This window comes from Sporosarcina luteola (genome assembly GCF_023715535.1).
Lineage (GTDB): Bacteria > Bacillota > Bacilli > Bacillales_A > Planococcaceae > Sporosarcina > Sporosarcina luteola_B.
The window spans coordinates 21652-42208 of sequence record NZ_JAMBOI010000010.1; the positions used below are offsets into that span (position 1 = coordinate 21652).

Here is a 20557-nt window from a genome sequence, read left to right on the forward strand (position 1 = left end):
TTACTCAGGTAGCCTTCTTCATGTGACCAACGAAAAAAAAACTGGCTGGTTTTAAATGCTTACCCGATACGGCAAGATATTCCTTCAGTTGATTCGTATCCAGCAAGTCCATCTCTACATCCTTAAAATAACTGATCAGTAGCGTAGACTGTAACTGATATGCTTTCAACGTTTGTGGTGAAAAACCCTCTATCCGTTTATCAGCTTCAAACGAAGACCATGCTTTTGACAATAACAATTCCATTCCCCCTAAGAGAGTAATATTAAAGGGATTATTGCCAACTTAATAGAAGTATAGTCATATTGAGTATTTTCACTAACGTGGCTAGGTTAGTTGAGGAAAACTGAATAGGTGGTGATGGGATGGATTTAATAATGATTCGACATGGTCAAGGGGAGCATACATTGGATTTGCCTAGGAGCCTACAGTATAGTGATCCTTCATTAACTTCTTTAGGTATTGAACAAGCAAGAAAATTAAAAGCTCAATTCCCTTTAATTGAAGAGGATGTCATTTTCATTAGCCCAGTTAGAAGAAATCTGGAAACCGCAGTCATCTTTAGTGAAAATGTGAATTGTCGTAAGATTGTAAGCCCATTAGTTTCTCCACGAATGTTTCCTATTCTCCCTTACAAAAAGACGTTACCTTGTGATAAAATCCTTGCTTTAGAGAAAATCAAAAATGAATTTCCAACCTTTGAATTGGATCTAGAATGTCCGGCGGAATTATGGAGCAATGGTATAAATACTATTGCTGAACAAACATTTGAAGATTTAGCAGGTAGTTTTATTTTGAAATGTAGACAACTAAAAAAAGATAGGGTCTATGTCATTTCCCACGATGGTACGATTACTTCATATCGTCAAGTAATTACTGGGCAACTCTTATCTCGAGAGGATTTCCCAAGCGAAACAGGTTGGTTTCAACTTAGCTGTTAATGTTTAACAAAAGAAGCAGTTTAGTCAAAATGAAATTTAAGGAGATGATCATAATTGTTAAGTTCAAAAAGGCTTCAGTTTCGAAAAATGATGGTAAGTGACATCGAAAAGTATCATTCTTGGAGAAATGATTTAGCTGTAATGAATACAACAAGCACATCATTAGATTTATATTCTCTTGATGAAACGAGACATTTTGTGGAAAATATTATTCTTAATTCAACGTCTTCTAAGAGCTATATCATTGAGGAGAGTGAAGGGAATACGGCAATTGGTGTAACGTCTCTAATAAATATCGATTCAAAAAATAGAAATGCTGAATGTATTATCGATATTGGTGAAAAAGAATTTTGGGGTAAGGGATATGGTACAGAAGCTCTAAAAATGTTACTTGAATATTCTTTTTTAGAATTAAATTTACATCGTGTTTCACTGCGGGTATTCTCTCTCAATAAGAGGGCTATACATATTTATAATAAACTTGGTTTTATAAAAGAGGGAGTAGTGCGTGAAAGTTTATATAGAAATGGAAAATGGCATGACATAATTATCATGGGGGTTTTAAAGAGAGAGTATTTGAGCAAACAGTAAAAATGTAACATTTTTCATTTATACTAACGGGTATTTTACTTACAGATCGTTGAGCTCCTCAGGGGCTCATTTCTTATTGAACTAACGCAGCAGGTTAGTAGAATAACATAATGTTTTCAACTTCTGATTTAGGGGGCTTTATAATGAGATATAACATAATGGGAGTATGTAAAACTTACCATGAAGAAGAGGGATGGGGCTGGATTTCAATTGAAGACGAAGATGACGTTTGGGTACACTTCAGTAGTATTCAAATGGATGGGTTCAAATCTCTTAACAAAGGTGACGCAGTATTGTTTGACCTTGAAGAAAACTCCAATTTAAAAGAACAATCCCGTCGAGCTGTAAATGTTAAGAAGATAGATAATAAGTTCAACTAACAGGTGCTTTACTTGAAGAACATTGAGCTACTAAGACAGCTCAATGTTCTTATTGAACTAACGGTGCAGGTTAGTTCAATAAGAGAATATTCTATGATTTGGATAAAATTCGTATCTTTTGTATTGGTTGTTGTATGTATTAAGTGAAATAGTTGTCATCAGACAGCCCTTTTTATTATTCAGCGTTCTTCGTTTGGTTCAAGCAACAAATTGGGGGAGATAATTATGAGATCAATTCAATGGATGTTGTTAGGTATAAGTATTATTTTGATAGGCGGTTTCCTGATGTTAGACCCGTCAAGTAATATGAATGGTTTTTATTTTTTCGTATTCTTGGGTGGGTTTGTTGTCACTTTAGCTGGGTTTGTTAATAGCAAGGATAAATGATGTGCCTTTTGGGAGGCTATTTACTCCCTTTAGAAATGAACACTGGAACAAATAGTGCAGCTATTTTATTGTGCTAACGGAGGGCTTTACTTCAAGAAGGAGTAAAGCATTTTTCCTTATTGAACTAAGGCAGCAATTTAGTTGAAGAAGGGGTTAGTAAAATAATTGATAATATAAAGGAGAGAAATTATGAAATTTTATATTGCATCAAGCTTAAAGAATATAGAACAGGTTAGATATGTTAGCAAAAGGTTAAAAGATAAAGGATTTATCCATACATATGACTGGACTGTAAATGAGAACGTAAGAACATTGGAAGAACTAAAGGCTATAGGTCAAAAGGAGAAAAAGGCTGTAATAGAAGCGGATTTTGTTGTTGTTTTATTACCAGCAGGAAAAGGAAGCCATATTGAATTAGGTATTGCTATGGGGAATGACAAAAAAATTTATCTTTATTCAACGAACAAAGAGGTAGATAACATTGAAACAACCAGTACATTTTATCATTTACCTGAAATCGAAAAATGCTTTGGAACAATAGATGAGTTAGTAGATATTATAGACTTAGAATCAAAAAGTTTTTTAAGCTAACGAGCGCTTTACTTCAAGAAGGAGTAAAGCATTTTTCCTTATTAAACTAACGGAGTGTTTAGTTTTATTAGGAGAAACTAAAACGCTTGGAGAAAGGGAGGGGGTGAAAAATTGGAAAGAAAGTTTAGTAAGTTTTCCATACTATTAATTATTGTCGGGATTTTTATTGCGTATATGATTTTTCCACCTATTAATATAACTTTTGGAAAGTGGTCTATGATAGCCATACCGATCGGTTTTGGTATCTATTTAACAGGCATCACACTTGGAATTATCGCTTTCATTAAGAAAGAAAAAGGATTTATTAAATATCTTTCATTAATCTCTATTTTGCTGGGTGTTTTGTTTGTTTTATTCCTCTCTCATATATTCGGGGGAGAAATCTAAGCAATGTTGAATATGCTTCATTGTACTTCTTCAGGTTGAAGAAGGTGTTATTGGAAAAATCCAATCGAAGCAGATTAGTTGTGAATAGAGTTGAATAACTTCTGTTCAACATTCGAGTCATTTTGTTTAATGAAAATTAAATCTTGAGGTGAAGTATGAAAAAATACTCGAAGTTATTTATAGGATTACTTTTTGCTTTAACGCTAACAGGTTGTTTTGGAGAAGATTATGATGTGGGTGTCCCAACTGCCCATCTATACCTTGGTATTGGAGATATACAATTAACAGAAGCCAATATCAGTTGGCAAACGCAAAGTGAGGATGTCCACGAAACAATAGAGGATGTTCAGGAATTTGGACTATCTCAGGATGAAATAAAGATTCCAGCAAATCAAGAAGCTACTTTAGATTTTAAAGAAAATGAAAAAAATGGTGGAGATATTTGGACAGATCCAGAGATAACAGCTGTTCTAATAAGTGATGGGAAACAAATTGAAGTAGAAATGAATGACAATAGAGAATTTAGATTCCCATCCGACAAAGGAAGTTATGTGTTAGAGGTTATATTTAAAAGTAACGCAGGTAGCGCGCAATACGTAGGAAATATTTTAATTCAGTAAATTAAACAATTAGGCGCTTTAGGTGAACAACATGCGCTTCTTGTTAAACTAACGTGGCAGTTTAATTTAATAAGAATTTGTGTGATGGAATATATCTAAATAAGATTAGTCCTTTGCATCAAGTGGGATTTGTTTAAAACAGTTACTATGAATGTAATATTGCAAAAGAGGTGTTTTTTGATAAAGGGTTTATATGAAGCGCATTTACCGGTAAGGAATTTGCAAATTTCAATCGAGTTTTATGAAAAACTTGGTCTCAAACTTTATAAAAGGTACAATAAAGCGGCTTTTTTTTGGATTACGGAGGGAGAGAGTTGGCTTGGCTTATGGGAAGGGAAAGAATCAGAAATTCCTTACCATGTATCATTAAGGCATATTGCATTTAATGTTGATTTAGAGGATATTAAAACAGCAAAAGTCTGGTTAAAAGAACGTGGAATTGAAGTGAAAGAAGAATTTGACTTGGACCCCAAGGAACCAATAGTTGTACCAAATCAAGCACACGCTATGATTTATTTTGATGACCCAGACGGGAATAGCTTGGAATTTATTACCAGATTACCCAAAGAGATTGAACGATCAGATAAAATGTATTTAAGCGAGTGGGAGAGAATTTCTAAATAACTTTATTGAACAAACGGGTGCTTTACTTGAAGATCAGGGCTGCTTAAACGGCTCTTTTTTTCTTCTTCAACTAAAGGAGCAGCATTCCTGTTTGAAGGATTTGCACCATCTTGAAAGAAAAAGAGCCCTCTTGTATGATGCTGAGTGTCAACGTGGAATTGACCCATCATCAAACAGGAGGACTACTCTATGTATTCTAATTGGAATGAAAAGCTAAATCAAGTAACTGAAAACACATTAATTGTCGGCATGGATATCGCTAAGAGTACTCATTACGCATGCTTTGTAGATGAACGCGGACGTGTACTTGAGAAAGCTTTTGCCGTACATCAATCCAGAGAAGGATTTGAAGCATTATATCAAAATGTACTTCGTGCTATGAAAGTACATGAGAAAACTGATGTTATCGTTGGGATTGAGCCTACCGGCCACTATTGGATGAACCTTGCTTATTTCTTGGATTCCTATGGAATCCCGCTTGTAATGGTCAACCCATTACACGTCAAGCGGTCAAAGGAACTGGATGATAACCTACAGACGAAGAACGATAAGAAAGATGCCGTCGTCATTGCTCGGCTCATGAAGGACGGGCGTTTCAGCTATCCACGCATTCTTAAGGATATAGAGGCAGAGTTGCGAATTGGCTCTACACTTCGTTCAAAGCTGACAGTGGACTTGTCGAGCCTCAAGAACCGGATCATTCGCTGGCTTGATCGGTACTTCCCGGAGTTTACACAGGTCTATCCGACTTTCGGGAAGATGGCATTCGCTACGCTTGAGAAAACACCTTTGCCACAGGACATCGTAGGGAAAACGGCTGAAGAGTTAGTCTTTCTCTACCGACAGGTAGAGGGAATGAGAGCGCCGCAATTACCAAAGGCAAGACTTCTGGTTGATGTAGCCAACCAATCTATCGGGTTGACGGAAGGATCGCAGATGGCACGATTCGAAATCGCCACGCTCATCCGTCAGTACCGATTGTTAGAGGAAGAAATAGAAGAGGTAAATAGCCAATTGGCCGAATTGGCTAAGTCTACAGGAGAGTATGTATACCTCTCAACTGTACCCGGCTTAGGGGATGCTACAATCGTTGATCTACTCTCCGAAGTCGGTAGCTTTTCACATTATGAAAATCCACGCCAACTCATCAAACTCGCGGGATTAACATTACGTGAAAATTCTTCCGGACAACACAAGGGGCGAAAACATATCTCTAAACGAGGCCGAAAGAGGTTAAGGAATGTTCTATTTAAAGTCATCGTTCCACTAATCAGGCACAATGAAGCGTTTAAACGGCTACATGAATACTACACGACTCGCCAACATTATCCCCTGCGGGGAAAACAATCGATGGTCGTGCTATGCGGTAAATTACTGAAAGTATTACATGGAATTTGTAAGAAGAAAGTTCATTTCGATGAGCGGCATATGATGAACGATCTCCACTGTCTCGCAACGGCAGCGTAGGACATTTCAAATCAATCTATCTATGACAAGAAGAATGACACGGAGAAGCCAGCACAGTACTAAAACTCAGACCAAGAGTCCCTGGAGCAGCTTAGCAGGCCTCTGCCTTATGAATAGACCGAACGAAGGAATGTTAGCGCACAGACGCCAAGAGACATGGGAGGGTACGTCATCATAAGCATCGCAGAGATCCATTGTGCATCAAAAAATGGGTAAGAAAAGCTAATGTTTCCCATTAGTTTCAGCGAAGCGTACACTCATCTTGGTAATAAAACAATAAATTCAAATCTATGTTAATAAGTTAGCAAAAAAATAATTTTCCTCACATCACGAAGTGATGTAACCGTTGATACTTCAATGTTTATAGAGGGAGGTTAGTTGAATAAGGATATGTAACTTTATTTTAAAATTTAAGTCTAATTTTAGAGGAGGGTTATTAATGAAAAATTTATTTGTTTTATTTGTCATATGTGGCTTCATATTAGCTGGTTGCTCAGAAGAACAAGAAAGTAAAGGTCAAAATGAAGGCAGTTCTGAAACAGTCACCACCACTAAAGCGAATTCCTTAGAGCTAAAAGAAACAGAAGGAGTGGGAATTTTCGCAAAAGCAGTAAGTGATTCAAAGAAAGAGCCTGGTATTGTCAACATGACAAATCCCCAATATAAATTTAGTATTTGTGAAGAATCCTATTTGCTTTGGATAACTGAAGATTCCGGGACCATAATGAACACAAAAGACACACACACGATTTATACATTATCCAGTAATTCAGTCCAAGAAGTTTATGAGTTTGTTAGTAAAGGTTAAAAATATTCATCTTTAACTAACGCAGCAGTTTAGTTGAACAAGGGATGAAAAAATAGAACGAAAAGGAGAATGGAAAAAATGAACAACGTGATGTTCCAGTAGGAAATTTAGAGCAAGAAAAAAATAGATGAATGGAGGCTGATTTATGAAAAAATATAAATTTAGTTTTTGGCTCACAATAATTGCTATCGGTATATGCCTTATCAATTTATTGGGATATGATGATAAATCCATATTATTATTTTTAGTAAGTCCACCGTTTCAGATAATGGGAACGCATTGGTTTGTTGAAAACTTTACACACCCTGCTAATATTTCAATAGAAATAAAGTATGTTTTAACTATATTGTTTTGGTTTTTATTTGGTATTACATTGGATAACTTTATCCGTAAGCTGTTAAACAAAGGCAATCGGAAAGAGTGAAAATGTTAGTTGTATTCATAAGAAAAGAAATACACAAATAAAAATAGCCGTTTCCTGGCTTTTTTTTGTTGAGCATCTGGAACCTAATATGCATCGTTCTTCTTCACTAACGGGTGCTTTAGTTTAATAAGAATAGTAAAATATTCCGCCAAAAAAACGCTCATTTCTGAGCGTTTTTACTTGTTTTTTATCTAGTTATTTCACTGTTGAAATATATGCTAATTAACCTGTAATTTACTTTGATAATTGCACTTTTCTCCCCATCTTATTTATGTTTGAAAAACACAAATACGAAAATTGTTCTTTGGACAGCGTTATTGGTAGTTACACTTGTCAACATGGTAAGATAAGTGGAGATAACGTTTTTTTTGGAGATTGAATTAGCCATTTTCAGCTGAAACAATTTTTAGTTGATTGGAGTGGAAGGTGGCGAAGTGCAAGGATATGCTCTCAAAGCTTCGCTGTTGTTCGCAAAAGCCGTTCTTCGTTACGGCTTTTCCACGGCAGGTAGCTGGAAGTTAAAAATTAATTTGACTTATAATTAGATGAACGAATAAGGGAGTGGAATCATGTGACGAAAAAGAAAGTAGTGCTTTTAGATGGAAATAGCTTGGCGTATCGTGCGTTTTTTGCTTTGCCTTTATTGACGAACGATACTGGCATTCATACCAATGCAGTGTACGGATTCACTATGATGCTGCAAAACATACTGGCGGAAGAAAAGCCGACACATATGCTCGTCGCCTGGGATGCCGGAAAGACGACGTTCAGACACTCCACATTCACGGAGTATAAAGGCGGCCGTCAAAAGACGCCACCGGAGCTTTCAGAACAATTCCCTTACTTGCGGAAACTACTTGACGCTTTCCAGATCCCGCAATATGAACTCGATCAGTATGAAGCGGATGATATTATTGGGACATTAAGCAAGTCGGGTGACGAAGAGGGCGTGGAAGTCATCATCATTTCAGGTGACAAGGACTTAACGCAGCTGGCGAGCGACCATACGACGGTGTGCATTACACGAAAAGGGATTACTGACCTTGAAAAATATACACCAGCACATGTTATGGAGAAATACGGCATTACACCACCGCAGATTATTGACATGAAAGGTCTCATGGGAGATGCTTCCGACAATATTCCTGGCGTTCCGGGCGTTGGTGAAAAGACGGCACTTAAACTTTTGAAGGAATACGGCTCTGTCGAAAAGGTATATGAATCCCTGGATTCCGTTTCAGGAAAGAAATTGAAGGAAAACTTGACGGAAAATGAAGAGCAGGCATTCATGAGCAAAAAGCTTGCGACAATTGAAGTGAATGCCCCGATTACAATTTCGATGGACGACTTGACATACTCAGGACCGGATGAAGAAAACGTCAAAACGATTTATGAGGAACTGAAGTTCAAGACGTTGCTTGAAAAAATGGCTCCTCAAACGGAAAGTGAACCTGTAAAGGAAATCGACGTTCAAATCGTCACCGATCCTGAAACAATAGAACTCGCGGATGAAATGGCGGTCCATGTGGAAATGATGGATGAAAATTACTTGTCCTCGGAAGTTACAGGTATCAGCATGACGGACGGCGAACAAACAATATTCATTCCAATCGCGGTCTTGCAACAATCCGAACGTCTAAAAGAATGGCTGGGTAATGAAGAGAATAGGAAGCTTGCGACCGATTCAAAATCTGCTTCTGCATCACTCTTACGATATGGCATCGAAGTGAATGGCTTTGAATTTGATTTATTGCTAGCGACTTATATTGCGAATCCATCTACCTCTTATACGGATGTCGCTTCCGTCGCAAAGGAATTCAACTATTCGGATGTGCAGCCTGATGAAGTGGTGTACGGAAAAGGCGCAAAAAAAGCATTGCCTGACGAAAAAACGCTTGCGGACCATGCCGGCAGAAAAGCACAAGCAGTATGGAAGCTGAAGCCGGTGTTAGAAGATAAATTGCGAGAAAACGAGCAGTTCGGATTATATCGCGAACTCGAAATGCCGCTTGCAAAAATTCTTGGGAAGATGGAATCGACGGGTGTTAAAACGGACTTAGGAATCCTTCAGCAAATCGGACTTCAGCTTTCCACGAGATTGACCGAACTCGAATCAATCATCTATGAGATGGCTGGACAACCATTCAATATCAATTCTCCAAAGCAGTTAGGTGAAATCCTGTTCGAGAAGATCGGGTTAACTCCGATCAAAAAAACAAAGACGGGCTATTCGACTGCAGCAGATGTGCTGGAGAAGCTTGAAAGCGAGCATGAAATCATCAGTTTCATTTTGACATACCGTCAGCTCGGTAAGTTGAACTCGACTTATATTGAAGGTTTGTCGAAGGAGATCCACGAGGACGGAAAAATCCATACTCGATTCCAACAGGCATTGACGCAAACAGGCCGATTAAGCTCCATCAATCCGAACTTGCAGAACATCCCGATCCGTCTCGAGGAAGGCAGAAAGATCCGTGCTGCATTTGTTCCATCAGAACCGGGCTGGCTTATGTTCGCAGCTGACTATTCACAGATTGAATTGCGTGTCCTTGCCCATATGTCCCAGGACGAGAAAATGATTTCGGCTTTCCGGGAAGGGGAGGATATCCATACAAAGACAGCGATGGACGTTTTCGGTGTGGATAAAGATGCCGTGTCCTCAGACATGAGGCGGACTGCGAAGGCGGTCAACTTCGGAATTGTCTATGGCATCAGCGATTACGGTCTGTCCCAAAGCTTGAATATCACCCGGAAGGAAGCAGGAAAATTCATCAACACGTATCTTGAGACGTTCCCTGGCGTAAAGCAATACATGGAAGATATTGTCTCCGAGGCGAAAATGAAGGGCTATGTCGTCACGATGATGAACAGACGAAGATACTTGCCTGATATTACAAGTTCGAATTTCAATTTGCGGAGCTTTGCAGAAAGAACGGCTATGAATACGCCGATACAAGGGACTGCCGCAGATATCATTAAAAAGGCGATGATCGATATGGATGCCAGATTGAAGGAGGAAAACATGCAGACGCGCATGCTCCTTCAAGTGCATGATGAATTGATCTTTGAAGCGCCTGAGGAAGAAATCGAAAAACTGAAGATAATCGTACCGGAAGTGATGGAATCTGCTTTGGCACTCGATGTACCTTTAAAGGCCGAGTGGGCGTTTGGTCATTCTTGGTACGAAACGAAGTGAGGAATAGAAATGCCAGAACTGCCTGAAGTGGAAGGTGTCGTCCGCGAATTATCGTCCGTCTCCATCGGGCGCACCATTTCTGAAGTGCAAGTTTCCGATGTAATAAGGAGATCCAAAGAATTGGGCAAGGAAGCGATTGTCAAAGGGAAAACCCTTGAAGATTTTATCGAAGAGCTTGCCTCCATGACGATTGTGGACATCACGAGAAGAAGTAAATATATTTATTTCCATTTGGAAAAGGACGGGCAGCCGTACTTGCTTGTCAGCCATCTTGGCATGTCGGGTGCGTGGTTCATTGTCGACACGTTGGAAGACGTTACGGAACAGAAATTCAGGAACCATATCCATGTCGTTCTCAAGATGGCGGATGGAGGACTGCTCGTCTATTCCGATATCCGTCGATTCGGGGAATTGCGCCTGTTGCAAAAGGAAGGGGATTATATGCCATTGCTGAAAATGGCCCCAGAACCGTTTGACACAATTGCCGCCGACCATTTCCTCGCTATGGCTTCAACACCGAAATATGCGCGGAAGCCAATCAAAGAAGTGATCATGGATGGCCATGTCATTTCGGGTTGCGGAAATATCTATGCAACGGAAGCGCTATTCCGAATGAAGATCCACCCGGGAAGGGCGACGGAACGGATAAGCGAAAAAAGGAAACGGGAATTATTCCGGGAAATCGTTGATGTCTTGCAAGAAAGCATCGATGCGGGAGGAAGCTCTATCTCAGATTATCGGAATATTAATGGGGAAGCAGGAACGATGCAGACCCGTTTGAAGATGTATGGAAAGAAAGAGTGTGGAACGTGCGGAAAAGAGACGAAATGCATGAAAATCGCCGGCAGGACCTCTGTATATTGTCCCCAATGCCAAAGGTGAGGAAGGGAGGATTCCAATGATCATCGGTTTGACCGGAAGCATTGCGACCGGCAAAAGTACCGTGTCGCGGATGCTGAAACAAAAAGGATATCCGATCGTTGACGCGGATGAAATTTCAAGGCTCGTCGTGGAGCCCGGCAGTCCTGCACTTGATCAAATTGCCCAGGAGTTCGGTGGGGATGTACTCCTGCCCGACGGTGCGCTGAACAGAGAAAAGCTCGGCAGCCTCATCTTCAATGACGAGGAAAAGCGGCAAGTGCTGAACGGGATCGTCCATCCAGCTGTCCGGAAGGAAATGATTCGGCAAAAGGAAGAATGGTTGGATAAAGGGGCAAATACGGTCATCATGGATATTCCCCTCCTATTCGAAAGCAAGCTTCAGTCGTATGTAGATAAAATAATTGTCGTATCAGCAAAACCCTCCATTCAAAGGGAGCGTCTGATTGCAAGAAACGGCTATTCTACGGAGGAAGCAGATGCCCGCATCAACTCGCAACTTCCGATTGCCGAAAAGGAATTGGGCGCGGATGCAGTCATTAATAATGATGGAACAATGGATGAGACCGAAATTCAACTCAATGGAATATTACTTGAATGGAAAGCTGAAATTTAACTTGAATCATTTTATTCTCTGAAAAGTGGAACATTGCTATTTCATTCACAAACTCTTTCCACCCGGTTAAAATGTGCTATACTAATTAACGGATAAACGATAAAAAGTATATAACATTACGCAGGAGGATTTTTTCATGACTACTTCGATAGCGATAAACGGTTTTGGGCGGATTGGCCGCATGGTATTCCGACAAATTATCACGAAGGATGACGTGGATGTAGTAGCAATAAATGCATCCTATCCGGCAGAAACGTTAGCCCATTTGATTAAGTATGACACTAATCATGGAGTTTTTGACGGTGAAGTCGTTGTGGAGGAAGAAGCTCTTGTTGTCAACGGAAAGCGGGTCAAATTAATAGCTGAGCGCGATCCGTCCAAGTTGCCTTGGAAAGAGCTTGGTGTCGATGTCGTCATTGAAGCAACTGGTGTATTCAATGAACGTAGCAAAGCTGCCCTTCATCTGGAGGCAGGTGCAAAAAAAGTCATTTTGACGGCTCCAGGGAAAAATGAAGACGTTACAATCGTTCTTGGTGTGAACGATGACAAGCTTGATATTGAAAAACATGATGTCATTTCCAATGCGAGCTGCACGACAAACTGTCTTGCACCTGTTGCAAAGGTGTTGAATGATACATTCGGCATTGAAAACGGATTGATGACAACTGTTCATGCTTATACAAATGATCAGAAAAACTTGGATAATCCGCATAAGGATCTTCGTCGTGCGCGTGCTTGTGCACAGTCGATCATCCCGACTTCTACTGGTGCGGCTAAAGCGTTATCGCTTGTCCTGCCTGAGCTTGAAGGGAAAATCCATGGAATGGCGCTTCGTGTACCAACGCCGAACGTATCATTGGTCGACCTTGTCGTTGATGTTCAAAAAGATGTAACAGTGGAAGAAGTGAATGAAGCATTCATCAAAGCTGCAGAAGGTCCGATGGCTGGAATCCTTCGTTTCACGACTGAACCACTTGTATCGATCGACTTCAACACGACTACTGAGTCTGCAACAATTGACGGTCTTTCGACGATTGTCATGGGCGACCGCAAAGTGAAAGTGCTTGCTTGGTATGACAATGAATGGGGCTACTCAGCCCGCGTTGTCGAATTGGCTATAAAAGTTGGAACTGCATTGAACTCCAAAGTTAATTCCTAATTCGTAAAATGAAAATCGTCCAGGCTGATTACTCGGCTTGGACGATTTTGTATTCCATTCATTTTTTCATTGAACTTCTGTTATAATCGATATACTATACGGAATTGCGGAGGAAGCAAAAATGATATGTCCAGCTTGTCATTATAATGGCACCCGGGTCGTCGATTCCAGACCTGCTGAAGAGAATCGATCGATCAGACGACGCCGTGAATGCGAGAAATGCGCTTTCCGGTTCACGACATTCGAAAAAGTGGAAGAGATGCCGCTCATCGTCGTGAAAAAGGATGGCACGCGGGAAGAATTCAGCGGTGAAAAATTGTTGAGGGGATTAATCCGTGCTTGTGAAAAGCGTCCGGTTGATCTGGAAGCAGTAAAAAACATCGTTTATTTGATAGAAAAAGAATTACGAAGCTCAGGGACTGTCGAAATCGATTCCAAGGATGTCGGCGAAATGGTTATGGAGAAATTGGCCGATGTGGATGAAGTCGCATACGTCCGGTTTGCTTCTGTCTACCGGCAATACAAGGATATTACCGTTTTTATCGATGAACTGCAGAGCTTGCAGAAGAAAAAGGATGAAAACTGATTTTGAATTAAGGAAGGAAAGAGGGGTTCCGAAAAATTATGCTGTACCAGGAATTGCAACCAGTCGATACATTTACAATCAAGTTGTCTCACCCATTTTCGGATTATGACCGGCAACTCCTCACTTTGTTCTACCAACCATTGATCGGTCCTGATGCCATGAGTCTTTTCATGTCTCTTTGGGCTGATGCAGAGCGCGAAACGGAAAGCGAATTCAGCCATTATTATTTAATGAATTTATTAACAATGCCTTTAGTTAAAGTATTTGAGGCTAGAATCTCCCTTGAGGCGATCGGCTTGCTTCGTACCTATTGTAAACAGATGGATCAGGATCGCACTTTCTGTTACGAGCTTTTGCCGCCATTGGATGCGAAGTCATTTTTTGATGATCCGCTATTATCTACATTTCTTTTCAGTAAAATCGGTGAGCAGGCGTATCGAAGTCTAAGATCCCGTTTTCTGGTTGATGATCCGATGGATGAGCAATATAAAGAAGTATCACGCACATTTTTGGATGTGTTCAAGCCTATTCGGTACAGTTCATCGGAAGGGATGGATGAGGGAGGTCAAATGTCGGGACGCAACGAACCGACCGGCATCCCGTTCGCTTATTCCGATTTCGATTTCAATCTATTCCGTGCGGGACTTTCAGAACAGATGGTGCCAAAATCAGCCCTCGCTTCAGTATCGAAGGAATTGATCGAGAAATTAGCATTCCTCTATTCATTGACACCACTCGATATGCAAAAGGTCGTTATGATGGCGCTTGATGAAAACTTGAAGCTACCAGAAGACCGATTGCGGAAAGCGGCTGTCGATTTTTATAAGATGAACATTTCTCAAAATGTCCCGTCTATTGAAAAGACATTCCAGAAGGAAAAGAAACATGTCACTTCCGAGCCTCTCACTAGGGAAGATGAACTGCTCGTTTATATGGAGAACACATCACCCCGTGAAATGCTGAAAGACTATACGGGAAATGAACCGCTCCCGGTGGATGTCCAGCTAGCTGAAAGGCTTGTGACGGTGCACGGGTTTACAGTTGGAGTTGTAAATGTCTTATTGCATTACGTAATCATCCGTAATGACGGGAAGATTACAAAGAACTACGCGGAGAGGATCGCTTCGCACTGGGCGAATAAAAAGATAGAAACCGCAAAACAGGCGATGGAAATCTCCCGCAAAGAGCATGATCAATATATCAAATGGCAGAAGGAAGGCAGCCGAAAAACAAGTGGCCGGAAACCGGTGAGGGAAGAGAAGGTGCCGGAATGGTTCAACAAGCCAGAGGAGCAGAATGTGTCGAAGGATGAGGCGGATCCTGCTATTGATGAAAAGCGCCGTGAACTGCAAGCTAAGTTAGATGCCATGAGATTGGAGGGAAAATAAGATGGAACGAATTGGAAATACATTGAAGCGTGTTATCAATTCTTCGGACTTGGCCGCAAGATATGAGCAAGTGCGCAATGAAGTGATGGAATCTCCTGGAGTCCAGAAGTTCATCGAGGAACATTCCGATGAAATCGACAAATCCGTCGTAGAAAAAAGCCTAGGAAAACTATTCGAATATGTTTCCGCATCACACAAATGCGACAAATGCCCCAATATCAATGGCTGTATAAATGTGATGAAGGGATTCGAGCCGAAACTTATTCTCACACAAGGTTTCATCGACATCGACTACATAAAATGCCCGAATAAGCTGATTGACGATGAAAGCCGAAATATCGCGAATATGATCGATAGTATGTATATGCCAAAAGATGTCATGGATGCGCGCCTTCCAGATGTCGATTTGGGGCATCATACGAGCAGGATCGTTGTTGTAGAGGAAGCATGGAAGTTTTTGAATGAACTAAGCAGCACAAACAAATTGCCCGAACGCGGCCTTTATATCCATGGACCGTTCGGAACCGGCAAATCGTATGTGCTCGGAGCATTGGCGAACGAACTTGCCAACCGACACATCCGGACGGTTGTTGTGTATATTCCTGAGTTTTTAAGAGAAATCAAGCAATCAATCCAAGATCAGACGTTGAACGAAAAAATCGACTTTGTAAAAAAGGCGGACGTACTCATGCTGGATGACTTCGGTGCCGAATCTATGTCCGCATGGGCGCGAGATGAAGTGCTCGGCACGATCTTGCAATATCGCATGGCTGAAAAATTGCCGACATTCTTCACCTCGAATCTTAACCACGACGAGCTTGAACATCATTTGACTTATACACAACGCGGCGAAAAGGAAGCTGTCAAAGCGCAGAGGCTCATGGAACGGATTAAAATGATCAGCAAACCCGTCCAATTGAAAGGGAAAAACCGAAGAAACGGGTGAGGGGAATTTATCCACTTGCAATTGTCTGAGTCTTTCCTTATACTAATGAATATTATATCTACAATTATTTATGCAAATGCATTGAAGAGGACATGAATCAATTCATCCACTAACAGAGATCAGGGTCATTTGGCTGGAAGCCCTGAAGTGCAGAGGATTGATTTACCACCTTGGAGCAGCATCGGTGAATGAATTTCCATAGCCGATGACGGACCCCGGCCCGTTAGCCGTTTCAAGCTTCATCTTTCCGGTTATATGGCCGGATGGAAGGAAGAAGGGTGGAACCACGAGCAACAGCTTCGTCCCTTTATAGGGATGGGGCCTTTTTTTGTTCAAAAAAATAAGTGAGGAGTGTTTATAATGGCAGAAAATATTCAATTGAAATTTCCGGATGGAGCGATAAAAGAGTTTCCGCAAGGCACAACAACAGAAGACGTGGCGGGCTCTATCAGTCCGGGGCTGCGAAAAAGCGCACTTGCAGGAAAAGTCGGGGAACAGCTCATCGACTTGAAAACACCGATTGAAGAAGATGGTGATATTGCAATCATTACACCGCAATCACCTGAGGCGTTGGAAATCCTACGTCATAGTACTGCACATCTATTAGCACAGGCAGTTAAAAGGAAATTCCCGGACGCCAAACTAGGCATCGGCCCAGTCATCGATAACGGTTTCTATTATGATATCGATTCACCAACACCGATTACAGCAGAAGACCTTCCCGAACTTGAAAAGGAAATGAAGCGAATCATTGGTGAAAATCTACCAATCAACCGCATTGAAGTGTCTCGCGACGAGGCCGAAAAGCGCTTCAAGCAAATTGATGATCCATACAAAATCGAACTGTTGGAAGCAATTCCGGATGGCGAGCAAGTATCCATCTATGAGCAAGGCGAATTCTTCGACCTATGCCGTGGCGTTCACGTCCCTTCGACGGGCAAACTGAAAGAGTTCAAATTATTGAGCATCGCGGGTGCGTATTGGCGCGGCGACTCGAAAAACAAAATGCTTCAACGGATTTACGGTACTGCCTTCTTCAAAAAGGAAGAGCTTCAAGAACATCTTCGCATGTTAGAAGAAGCAAAAGAACGCGACCATCGGAAAATCGGAAAAGAACTGAATTTATTCATGAACTCCCAAAAGGTTGGCCAAGGACTTCCGCTATGGCTTCCGAAAGGCGCCACAATTCGCCGCATCATCGAGCGCTATATCGTCGATAAAGAAGAAAAGCTCGGTTATGATCACGTTTATACACCGGTGCTTGGAAGTGTCGAGCTTTACAAGACATCAGGACACTGGGGGCACTATCAGGACGGCATGTTCCCTGTCATGAGCATGGATAATGAAGATCTCGTCCTCCGTCCGATGAACTGTCCGCATCATATGATGATCTACAAAAACGGCATCCATTCCTATAGGAACTTGCCGATCCGGATTGCGGAGCTCGGTACGATGCACCGTTATGAAATGTCAGGTGCTTTATCCGGTCTGCAACGTGTCCGTGGCATGACGCTGAATGATGCCCATATCTTCGTACGCCCGGATCAAATCAAAGAAGAATTCAAGCGTGTCGTTCAACTCGTAATCGACGTCTACAAAGACTTCAACATTGAAGATTACTCGTTCCGTATATCGTATCGCGATCCGGAAGATACTGAAAAATATTTTGACGATGACGAAATGTGGGAACGCGCACAAAGCATGTTGAAAGAAACGATGGACGAAATGGGACTTCCTTACGTGGAGGCGGACGGTGAAGCTGCTTTCTATGGTCCGAAACTCGACGTTCAAGTGAAAACAGCTATCGGCATGGAAGAAACACTTTCAACTGTCCAACTTGACTTCCTTCTTCCTGAGCGATTCGACCTCACGTACGTCGGAGAAGACGGCAAGCAACATCGCCCAGTCGTCATCCACCGCGGTGTCGTCTCGACAATGGAAAGATTCGTCGCATTCCTGATCGAAGAATACAAAGGTGCATTCCCGACATGGCTGGCACCAGTTCAAGTAGAAGTAATTCCAGTTTCCCCGGAAGCACATTTCGACTACGCGAATGAAGTGCGCGAAAAACTAATGGCAGCAGGATTCCGAATCGACTTAGACAGCCGTGACGAAAAAATCGGCTACAAGATTCGCGAAGCCCAAGTCCAAAAGATCCCTTACATGCTCGTCCTTGGAGACAAAGAAGTCGAATCCGGCGAAGTCAACGTAAGAAAATACGGCGAACAAAAATCCGAAAGCATGCCATTTGCAGATTTCTTGAAGTTATTGAAAGCAGACGTATCCCACGATAGCTAATCCTTGGACGCGGGCATGTAAATAGTAAAATCAACACCCAAAAACGCGCCAAATGCCTTTAAACAAATAAAAGCACTTAAAAATTATTATCAAAGTAGCATTTATGCATGTTGACGGGCATTTTTAAACGTTTGAACTGTTTTATGCGTTTTTAGAAAGACTTTAAAACAGGGATATTCAGTAAGATTACTTTCCGTTGATTGAAGCGGAGGGCGGCGACTCCTGGGGGATCAGCATGAGCTGAAGACCCCGCAACGAAGCGAAGCGCAGTGAGGAGGCTGAAGCCGTGCCCCCCGGAAAGCGTCCGCCCGAAGCGGAAATCAACTGTATTGCATTTTTTGTTTATAAGTTTTTTGTTGACAACGAAAGTTCAAGATGGTAGACTTATTAAGGTTAATGAATACAGTTTGTGGTATAAGAAGGAGCTGCCCGCTTCTCACCTGATCGACGCATAACGTTGTTGACAGGTTGCACATAAGTGAACGTGCCGTGCAATTATTTGCATGTACACATAAGCGGGTAGACAAAAGTTACTTTTGTCTACTTTTTTTATTGTCCGGCTCTTATTAAACGAATGAACCATGGGACCGTCGCAATGCCAGACGGTATACCCAAACCGTGTATTCGCGATACAACATTCGGAGGTGGATTACTATTAGCAAAGACATGTACGTAAATGAGGGCATCCGTGCCCGCGAGCTTCGTCTGATTGACCACAACGGCGACCAGCTTGGAATCAAAACACGCACCGAGGCTCTTGAAATTGCAACACGCGCGAACTTGGATCTTGTCCTTGTCGCTCCAACAGCAAAGCCGCCTGTAGCTCGTGTCATGGACTACGGCAAATTCAAGTTTGAACAACAAAAGAAAGAACGCGAAGTTAGAAAGAACCAAAAAATCATCAACCTCAAAGAAGTGCGGTTAAGCCCCACTATTGACGAACATGATTTCCAAACGAAGCTTCGTAACGGTATCAAATTCCTGCAAGCAGGGGACAAAGTGAAAGCGTCAATCCGTTTCCGTGGTCGTGCAATTACGCACAAGGAAATCGGTCAACGTGTTTTGGACCGCTTCGCAGAAGAATGTAAAGAAGTTTCAACGGTTGAAGTAAAACCGAAAATGGAAGGCCGGAGCATGTTCCTAATACTTGCCCCGACTGCCGAAAAAAAGTAACGCGAACGATTTAGGAGGAACAGATCATGCCAAAAATGAAAACTCACCGCGGATCCGCGAAACGTTTCAAGAAAACTGGAACTGGTAAAGTGAAACGCGGCCGTGCGTACACAAGTCACCTTTTTGCCAACAAGTCTACAAAAGCGAAACGCCACTTGCGTAAAGCTTCACTTGTTTCTTCTGGCGACTACAAACGTATCCGTGAAATGATCACATACATGAAATAATCTTTTAACTATTAAAACATTCTTTAGGAATAGCAGGAGGTAATGAACTATGCCACGCGTAAAAGGTGGAACAGTGACGCGCAAGCGCCGTAATCGAGTATTGAAATTAGCTAAAGGCTATTTTGGATCAAAACATAGACTTTACAAAGTAGCAAACCAACAGGTCATGAAATCATTCAACTATGCATACCGTGACCGCCGTCAGAAAAAACGTGATTTCCGTAAACTATGGATTACACGTATTAACGCAGCAGCACGTATGAATGGTCTTTCATACAGCACATTGATGCACGGTCTTAAAGTGGCTGGCATCGAAGTGAACCGCAAAATGCTTGCTGATCTTGCAGTGACAGATGCACAAGCATTTGCACAACTTGCAGAAACAGCAAAACAGTCAGTCGCGAAATAAGCGATTTACCAACATATTGCCCCGCGCCGTCAATCGGCAGCGGGGCATTTTGTTGTGGTTTAAAAAATAAAAGAAAATTAATGAACTTATCATAGTTCTTCTTCCTATGTCCAATCAATAAAGTGTAGAATAGAAGATAGGGAGTTGACTATATGAATGCACTACTAATCACATGGATTACATTTATATCAATTTGGTCATTTATAATGATGGGCTATGATAAGAAACAATCGAAGAAGCGGGGACGAAGAGTGCCGGAGAAAACATTATGGCTATTTGCCATTGTGGGCGGAGGAATCGGTTCATATTTGGGGATGATGGCATTCAGCCATAAAACACGCCACACAGAATTCCGGATCGGTTTTCTACTGCTCGCGCTATTTTACATAGGGATCATCATTTATCTGTTAGGCATTGATCCATTCGGAATAGATAGGGTCTGAAAATAAGAAAAGCCCGCTA

At 41.5% G+C, this 20557-nt stretch carries 24 protein-coding genes; 23 read left to right on the plus strand and 1 reads right to left on the minus strand.

The genetic code is table 11. The features are described 5' to 3' along the window. Nucleotides 1–4 precede the first annotated feature (4 nt). Nucleotides 5–238 carry an integrase gene (locus M3191_RS18725; protein WP_353056535.1) on the minus strand — a complete coding sequence of 78 codons (234 nt, stop codon included), beginning with the start codon at nt 236–238 and terminating at the stop codon, nt 5–7. Between the two features lie 125 nt (nt 239–363). Here M3191_RS18725 and M3191_RS14610 point away from each other — a divergent pair, with 125 nt between their 5' ends. From M3191_RS14610 to M3191_RS14720, 23 genes are all read left to right on the plus strand, one after another. Beyond that, on the plus strand, nt 364–939 hold the full coding sequence (locus M3191_RS14610) for a histidine phosphatase family protein (RefSeq protein ID WP_251701113.1): 576 nt from the start codon (nt 364–366) through the stop codon (nt 937–939). Nucleotides 940–993: 54 nt separating this feature from the next. Continuing rightward, nucleotides 994–1530: a GNAT family N-acetyltransferase gene (locus M3191_RS14615; protein ID WP_251701114.1), complete on the plus strand. Its 537-nt coding sequence runs from the start codon at nt 994–996 to the stop codon at nt 1528–1530. 143 nt (nt 1531–1673) lie between these two features. Beyond that, a complete protein-coding gene (locus tag M3191_RS14620; RefSeq protein ID WP_251701115.1) occupies nt 1674–1910 on the plus strand; it encodes a cold shock domain-containing protein in 237 nt (78 codons plus the stop codon). A 225-nt stretch (nt 1911–2135) separates the two neighbouring features. Beyond that, nucleotides 2136–2297: a hypothetical protein gene (locus M3191_RS14625; RefSeq protein WP_251701116.1), complete on the plus strand. Its 162-nt coding sequence runs from the start codon at nt 2136–2138 to the stop codon at nt 2295–2297. Between the two features lie 189 nt (nt 2298–2486). After that, nucleotides 2487–2888 (plus strand): nucleoside 2-deoxyribosyltransferase, encoded by a 402-nt coding sequence (locus M3191_RS14630; protein ID WP_251701117.1) that lies wholly within the window; start codon nt 2487–2489, stop codon nt 2886–2888. A 111-nt stretch (nt 2889–2999) separates the two neighbouring features. Further along, nucleotides 3000–3275 carry a hypothetical protein gene (locus M3191_RS14635; RefSeq protein WP_251701118.1) on the plus strand — a complete coding sequence of 92 codons (276 nt, stop codon included), beginning with the start codon at nt 3000–3002 and terminating at the stop codon, nt 3273–3275. Between the two features lie 155 nt (nt 3276–3430). Continuing rightward, nucleotides 3431–3895: a hypothetical protein gene (locus tag M3191_RS14640; protein ID WP_251701119.1), complete on the plus strand. Its 465-nt coding sequence runs from the start codon at nt 3431–3433 to the stop codon at nt 3893–3895. 177 nt (nt 3896–4072) lie between these two features. After that, complete coding sequence (locus M3191_RS14645) at nt 4073–4519, plus strand: VOC family protein (protein ID WP_251701120.1); 447 nt, start codon at nt 4073–4075, stop codon at nt 4517–4519. Between the two features lie 189 nt (nt 4520–4708). Then, nucleotides 4709–5986 carry an IS110 family transposase gene (locus M3191_RS14650; RefSeq protein WP_251701121.1) on the plus strand — a complete coding sequence of 426 codons (1278 nt, stop codon included), beginning with the start codon at nt 4709–4711 and terminating at the stop codon, nt 5984–5986. A gap of 439 nt (nt 5987–6425) precedes the next feature. Beyond that, a complete protein-coding gene (locus M3191_RS14655; protein ID WP_251701122.1) occupies nt 6426–6794 on the plus strand; it encodes a hypothetical protein in 369 nt (122 codons plus the stop codon). A gap of 145 nt (nt 6795–6939) precedes the next feature. Continuing rightward, nucleotides 6940–7218: a hypothetical protein gene (locus M3191_RS14660; RefSeq protein WP_251700480.1), complete on the plus strand. Its 279-nt coding sequence runs from the start codon at nt 6940–6942 to the stop codon at nt 7216–7218. A gap of 571 nt (nt 7219–7789) precedes the next feature. Beyond that, the gene (gene polA, locus M3191_RS14665; RefSeq protein ID WP_251701123.1) at nt 7790–10414 is read left to right on the plus strand and encodes a DNA polymerase I; all 2625 of its coding nucleotides are present in this window, start codon (nt 7790–7792) and stop codon (nt 10412–10414) included. 9 nt (nt 10415–10423) lie between these two features. Next, nucleotides 10424–11296, plus strand: a complete 873-nt coding sequence (gene mutM / locus M3191_RS14670; protein WP_251701124.1) for a bifunctional DNA-formamidopyrimidine glycosylase/DNA-(apurinic or apyrimidinic site) lyase — start codon at nt 10424–10426, stop codon at nt 11294–11296. Nucleotides 11297–11312: 16 nt separating this feature from the next. Continuing rightward, the gene (gene coaE, locus M3191_RS14675; RefSeq protein WP_285853393.1) at nt 11313–11909 is read left to right on the plus strand and encodes a dephospho-CoA kinase; all 597 of its coding nucleotides are present in this window, start codon (nt 11313–11315) and stop codon (nt 11907–11909) included. A gap of 136 nt (nt 11910–12045) precedes the next feature. Then, on the plus strand, nt 12046–13068 hold the full coding sequence (locus tag M3191_RS14680) for a glyceraldehyde-3-phosphate dehydrogenase (RefSeq protein WP_251701125.1): 1023 nt from the start codon (nt 12046–12048) through the stop codon (nt 13066–13068). A 121-nt stretch (nt 13069–13189) separates the two neighbouring features. Continuing rightward, entirely contained in the window at nt 13190–13654 is a 465-nt protein-coding gene (gene nrdR, locus M3191_RS14685; RefSeq protein WP_251701126.1) for a transcriptional regulator NrdR, read from the plus strand. Nucleotides 13655–13692: 38 nt separating this feature from the next. Then, nucleotides 13693–15042 carry a replication initiation and membrane attachment family protein gene (locus M3191_RS14690; RefSeq protein WP_251701127.1) on the plus strand — a complete coding sequence of 450 codons (1350 nt, stop codon included), beginning with the start codon at nt 13693–13695 and terminating at the stop codon, nt 15040–15042. A 1-nt stretch (nt 15043) separates the two neighbouring features. Further along, nucleotides 15044–15988, plus strand: coding sequence for a primosomal protein DnaI (dnaI, locus tag M3191_RS14695; RefSeq protein WP_251701128.1), 945 nt, complete (start codon nt 15044–15046; stop codon nt 15986–15988). A gap of 360 nt (nt 15989–16348) precedes the next feature. Continuing rightward, complete coding sequence (gene thrS, locus M3191_RS14700) at nt 16349–18286, plus strand: threonine--tRNA ligase (protein ID WP_251701129.1); 1938 nt, start codon at nt 16349–16351, stop codon at nt 18284–18286. A 666-nt stretch (nt 18287–18952) separates the two neighbouring features. Continuing rightward, nucleotides 18953–19459 (plus strand): translation initiation factor IF-3, encoded by a 507-nt coding sequence (gene infC / locus M3191_RS14705; protein WP_251701130.1) that lies wholly within the window; start codon nt 18953–18955, stop codon nt 19457–19459. Nucleotides 19460–19485: 26 nt separating this feature from the next. Beyond that, on the plus strand, nt 19486–19686 hold the full coding sequence (gene rpmI / locus M3191_RS14710) for a 50S ribosomal protein L35 (protein WP_251701131.1): 201 nt from the start codon (nt 19486–19488) through the stop codon (nt 19684–19686). Nucleotides 19687–19735: 49 nt separating this feature from the next. Further along, nucleotides 19736–20095 carry a 50S ribosomal protein L20 gene (gene rplT, locus M3191_RS14715; protein WP_251701132.1) on the plus strand — a complete coding sequence of 120 codons (360 nt, stop codon included), beginning with the start codon at nt 19736–19738 and terminating at the stop codon, nt 20093–20095. Between the two features lie 152 nt (nt 20096–20247). Next, nucleotides 20248–20538 (plus strand): DUF1294 domain-containing protein, encoded by a 291-nt coding sequence (locus M3191_RS14720; protein ID WP_251701133.1) that lies wholly within the window; start codon nt 20248–20250, stop codon nt 20536–20538. Nucleotides 20539–20557 lie beyond the last annotated feature (19 nt).